Source organism: Anoxybacillus sp. UARK-01, assembly GCF_002075365.1.
Taxonomy (GTDB): Bacteria; Bacillota; Bacilli; order Bacillales; family Anoxybacillaceae; genus Anoxybacteroides; species Anoxybacteroides rupiense.
This window is the reverse complement of sequence record NZ_NASY01000007.1, coordinates 1-5,197: the sequence shown is the minus strand read 5'-3', so window position 1 is coordinate 5,197 and position 5,197 is coordinate 1. Positions and strand designations below refer to the sequence as shown.

Sequence of the window (5,197 nt, the reverse complement as noted above, 5' to 3'; positions counted from 1 at the left end):
GGATTACACTGAACTAACTTCAATTGATTATTATCAAAATGGAATAGGTAAAATTCATATTAGTTCAGCAAAAGAAATTTGGGTTGGTGAATATTTTTCTTCAGCTAATTTTGTACTTGAGTTTTGGGAGGCGTTATTATTTATCGAAGCAAAAAGTATAGTGATTAACGAGGAGGAGTTTCTAGTAGATTATCCACTTAAAGAGCAAAGTTAAAAACTTCTAAATTAATATTACAGAAATGGCTGTCCCATGTAGTATGAGGCAGCCATTTATTAATTAATATACGACAGACGGATCCCTATTACTTGATCGCCCGTTACTACCACCCAACCCATGGCGTGTTCTTGTCCATGGATCCTGATCCGGGAGATTCGGATGATATTCTAACCCAAAACGGCTACACATATGCGAACAACAACCCGGTGATGCTGGTCGATCCGGATGGGCATTTTGTGTGGATGGCGATTAATGCGGGATTTGCGGCGTATGATGGGTATAAAGCCTTTAAAAAAGGTGGTTGGAAGGCTGCGGCGATTGCGGTAGGTGTAGGGCTTGTTGGTGGTGCGACATTTAAAGGTGCCAAAATTGCGTATAGGGTGTATAAAGCTAGACGGGCTCAAAGGTTTTTAGGAAGGTTGAATTTACAGTTTTTTGCCTCGGTAAGTAAGAAATCTGTACTTAAAGGAGCAATGTTACCAACTAAAGGTAAAATAAGATACGTTCCGCCGAAGAATTGGACACCATCCCAACCACTTCCGAGGAAAGGTGGGGGACATATAGATAGATTCGGAAATATTTGGACCAAAGGACCTTCTAGAACTAAAGGCGAACCATTTGAATGGGATGTACAATTATCAAAAAGAGGGAAACAAATGCTGGGACATTTATCAAGGGATGGTTCACATCTTAATGTTTCCCTTAAAGGAAGGATAACTCATTAAAAATCTTCCTAGCGTATGAGAACTCATGTTAGACTAAGAACTGCTTAGAAGCTACACCCTCCAGTATACGAGATCAATGAAAAGATTATGTAGGGGAGATTATAGAATTTACAGGCAGTCAATGTTATGGGTGAGATTAGAGTGTCCTCGATGATTCTAGAATCGGTTTCAAGGACATTCAAAAATCCAAAGCGCCGATGTTTGTGATTCATGGGAGGCACTTGTTCCTCTCGTGAATCATCTTGTAGTATACGATGTCTAAAGAGTAATTGGATAAAATAGGGGATCGTCTGAAAAGACTTTCTTAAACTTACTGTATGGGGGGGGAAAATTTGCTTATTCGATCATATTTATACACTCAAGATAAAAATGAATCTTTTTCAATTATAGAAAATGTAATAAGTGTATTTAAGGGGAATTTTACAAAGTACACCATTTTAAAAAACGAACCATATTGGAAAGATCCAAATTTATTTGTGGTAGAAGTGAAACTAAGTACCTACACAAGCTTTTCGATAGAAGATATAGAAGAAGGGTTGAGAAGCATTGCTGATAAGTGGCTTTATTTTGGAAATCCCGTTGATGAAGCATTGGCCTCAGATACAATGGAAGGTTGTCGGTTTCTAATAACAGGGGTTAAGATGATCAACATTTTTATTTAACATATCTATTGAGAAGTCTCTCACCCCTTAACAGAGTGTAGGTGGGAGAAGCTCGTTTACTGTAGATGAGCGAATTCAATGATATAGAACCATATATTAGTAAAAATAAGTAATGGTCTGATTCCTTGGTTAGGATAGTGTAAATTAGTGCATTATTGAGTGCCAGGCATGTGCCGAACGGGGCGTCCAATAGTCGAACAATTGACTATTGGACAGCCCCTTTTTTTCGACACCTAACCGAGCCGCTACCGTTGATTAATGAGTCATTTCACTTACTACATGACGAAAGAGGCCATGTTCGCACGTTTACGACTGGAAACGGAGCGGGTGCCACCTTTACGTATGACGACCGCGGCTTGGTGAACAGTCTGGTGGTGGGAACGGCGAACGGAACCGAGTTATTGGCAGAAACGTACCGTTACGACGAAAACGGCAACCGGACTCGCATCGAAGCGTCCAATGGGGATGTGACGATCTATGAGTATGATGAACTGGATCAGTTGAAAAGTGAAGAACGGGCGGATGGAACGACCATCGAGTATACGTACGATGGATTTGGGAACCGGACGAAAGTCGTGAAAACGAAAGAGGGACCATCGACGACGACCACGGCCGATTATAATGCGGCGAATCAATTGGTTCGTTTCGGCGATGAAACGATCACGTATGACGCGAACGGCAACCGGGTCGAAGACAGCCAGTATCGATATGAATGGAACGAAGCCGATCAATTGGTTTCCGTTACAAGAAAAGGCGAAAGCACGCCGTTTGTGACCTACAAATACGACGAAGACGGCCGCCGCATTCAAAAGAACGTGAATGGCGTTGTGACGAACTACCACTACCAAGGCGACAGCCTCAACGTCTTGTATGAAACCGACGCGAGCGGAAATGTGGTACAATCGTATGTATACGGAGAAAACGGCCAGCTGTTGGCGATGAAAAAAGGCGGGGCGACGTACTTCTACCACTACAACGCCCATGGCGATGTCATCGCGTTAACCGATGCGCAAGGAAATGTGGTCGCTCGTTACGAATATGACATATGGGGCCAAATTCGTTCCCAAACGGGCGCCCTAGCAGCCGAAAACCCGTATCGCTATGCGGGATACCAATATGATGAAGAGACCGGATTGTACTACCTCATGGCCCGTTACTACCACCCAACCCATGGCGTGTTTTTATCCATGGACCCTGATCCAGGAGATTCGGATGATATTCTAACCCAAAACGGCTACACATATGCGAACAACAACCCGGTGATGTTGGTCGATCCGGATGGGCATTTTGTGTGGATGGCGATTAATGCGGGATTTGCGGCGTATGATGGGTATAAGGCGTATAAAACTGGCCGGGGATGGAAATACGTAGCTAAAAAAACAGCCCTTGGTGCGATTGGTGGAGGAAAGTTTAAACTTGTTAGAGGCGCAGGGAAGTATATTGTTAAGGTTGGAAGGCAGTACACAAAATCTAATTTCAAACTTGGTCGACAGATGCATAAAAAATATATGGCTCATTTGCATGATCCAAAGAAAGGACGGATTAAAGAATATAATAGGATACAAGGAGTTCGTCCAGATTTTGTGGACTTCAATACGAGAACGATCTATGAATTAAAACCGTATAATCCTAGAGCCATCGCTCAAGGAAAGCGGCAGTTAAAAAAATATAAGCGAATATTTGAACAAAAACGTGGAGGAAAATGGAAAACAGTCTTGCATGTTTATTAAGGGGTGATAGAATGGATAAATCCGAATTTGTAAAATATTTAGATGAGTTGTTTAAAGCCCATTCTTTTAAAAAGAAAGGGAATCGGTGGAGTTTTAGTAATGATGAGATTATAAAAGTAATAGAATTATTAAAATCAAGATATGGTAATTTTTACTATATTTATTATGGATTTATTATAAAAAACCTTGAGCTTGATGGTTGTAAGGAGCATGTTTCCCATGGGCTTGGTTCCTTGGATGAGAAAGAAAATGCAAGAATCAAGGAATTATTAGATTTTGAGATTTCTATCCCTGACGAAGATCGAAAGAACGAACTGAAAAAGTTTATTGAAAGGGAAATATTTGGAATGTTCGACAAGATTCATACGGAAAAAGATCTGTTAATGGAACTAAAGAAACGCGATCATTTAAATGATATTCCATTAATCGTGAAAAAATATTTTGGATTAGAAGATGTTGATGAATGTTAAGAGTTTTGAATTTCGAATGAGAATGAAGTAACAGGTATATGTAAGTATGCCAACCTTAGGAGAGTCTGTATTTCTCTTAAGGTTTTTCTCTTTTTCAAGAAAAGTTTGACCCAATTGGGCTTATGGAAGGAAATCTACGAGTGGCAACCAATCGTATTTTGATTGAAAATGAAATTTAGAAAAAGACGAAAAGCATTTATCCGATAACCTCGGATAAATGGAAGAAATTCCAATTCTCACATAGTTCCTTTAGCCAAACCGACACCTATCAATACAACGCGTTGGATCAAAATACGGTTGTTCAAGATGGAACGTATACGTACCGTTTGGATTATGACGAAAGAGGCCATGTCCGCACGTTTACCACTGGAAATGAAGCGGGTGCCACCTTTACGTATGACGACCGCGGCTTGGTGAAAAGTCTGTCAGTGGGGACGGCAGATGGAACCGAGTTATTGGCGGAAATGTACCGTTACGACGAAAACGGCAATCGGACCCGAACCGAAACGTCGAACGGGGACGTCACGGTATACAGCTATGATGAGCTCGATCAGTTGAAGATCGAACAATGGCCGGATGGAACGACGATCGAGTATACGTACGATGGATTCGGGAACCGGACGAAAATCGTGAAAACGAAAGAGGGATCATCGACGACGACGGCCGATTATAATGCGGCGAATCAGTTGGTTCGTTTCGGCGATGAAACGATCATGTATGACGCGAACGGCAACCGATTAGAAGACGGCCAGTATCGATATGAATGGAACGAAGCCGATCAATTGGTTTCCGTTACAAGAAAAGGCGAAAGCGCGCCGTTTGTGACGTACCAATATGACGAAGACGGTCGCCGCATTCAAAAGAACGTGAATGGCGTCGTGACGAACTACCACTACCAAGGCGACAGCCTCAACGTCTTATATGAAACCGACGCGAGCGGAAATGTGGTACAATCGTATGTATACGGAGAAAACGGCCAGCTGTTGGCGATGAAAAAAGGCGGGGCGACGTATTTCTACCACTACAACGCCCATGGCGATGTCATCGCGTTAACGGATGCGCAAGGAAACGTGGTCGCTCGTTACGAGTACGACACATGGGGCCAACTTCTTTCAAAATCCGGTGAGATGGCAGACGAAAACCCATATCGTTATGCCGGATACCAATATGACGAAGAAACGGGACTCTACTACTTAATCGCCCGGTACTATCACCCGACCCATGGCGTGTTCTTATCTATGGACCCTGATCCAGGAGATTCGGACGATATCTTGACGCAGAACGGCTACACATATGCGAACAACAACCCGGTGATGACGGTCGATCCGGATGCGCAGTTTGTGTGGAAGTCGATTAATGCGGGAGTTGCGGCGGATGACGGGTATAAGGCGTA

Annotated in this window: 6 protein-coding genes and 1 pseudogene; all 7 read left to right on the top strand. The window is 42.7% G+C overall.

Features of this window, described 5'->3' with window-relative positions:
• Positions 1-214: YxiG family protein (locus tag B6A27_RS00960; RefSeq protein WP_483294906.1), on the top strand; the 214-nt coding region annotated here is incomplete at its 5' end.
• A gap of 74 nt (positions 215-288) precedes the next feature.
• Positions 289-606, top strand: a pseudogene (locus B6A27_RS18560) (RHS repeat-associated core domain-containing protein); the annotation flags it as partial.
• An 84-nt stretch (positions 607-690) separates the two neighbouring features.
• The gene (locus B6A27_RS18965) at positions 691-942 is read left to right on the top strand and encodes a polymorphic toxin type 17 domain-containing protein (RefSeq protein WP_231563707.1); all 252 of its coding nucleotides are present in this window, start codon (positions 691-693) and stop codon (positions 940-942) included.
• Between the two features lie 332 nt (positions 943-1,274).
• Complete coding sequence (locus tag B6A27_RS00950; RefSeq protein ID WP_139788030.1) at positions 1,275-1,604, top strand: hypothetical protein; 330 nt, start codon at positions 1,275-1,277, stop codon at positions 1,602-1,604.
• Between the two features lie 170 nt (positions 1,605-1,774).
• A complete protein-coding gene (locus B6A27_RS00945; protein ID WP_236631756.1) occupies positions 1,775-3,334 on the top strand; it encodes an RHS repeat-associated core domain-containing protein in 1,560 nt (519 codons plus the stop codon).
• Between the two features lie 11 nt (positions 3,335-3,345).
• Positions 3,346-3,804, top strand: a complete 459-nt coding sequence (locus B6A27_RS00940) for a DUF4304 domain-containing protein (protein WP_159719908.1) — start codon at positions 3,346-3,348, stop codon at positions 3,802-3,804.
• Positions 3,805-4,085: 281 nt separating this feature from the next.
• The coding region (locus B6A27_RS00935; protein WP_139788029.1) for an RHS repeat-associated core domain-containing protein at positions 4,086-5,197 on the top strand (1,112 nt) is incomplete at its 3' end.

Bases quoted from the DNA above. Each gene is read 5' to 3' on its own strand.
- B6A27_RS18965 (WP_231563707.1), top strand. From the start codon at position 691: ATGTTACCAACTAAAGGTAAAATAAGATACGTTCCGCCGAAGAATTGG.
- B6A27_RS00940 (WP_159719908.1), top strand. From the start codon at position 3,346: ATGGATAAATCCGAATTTGTAAAATATTTAGATGAGTTGTTTAAAGCC.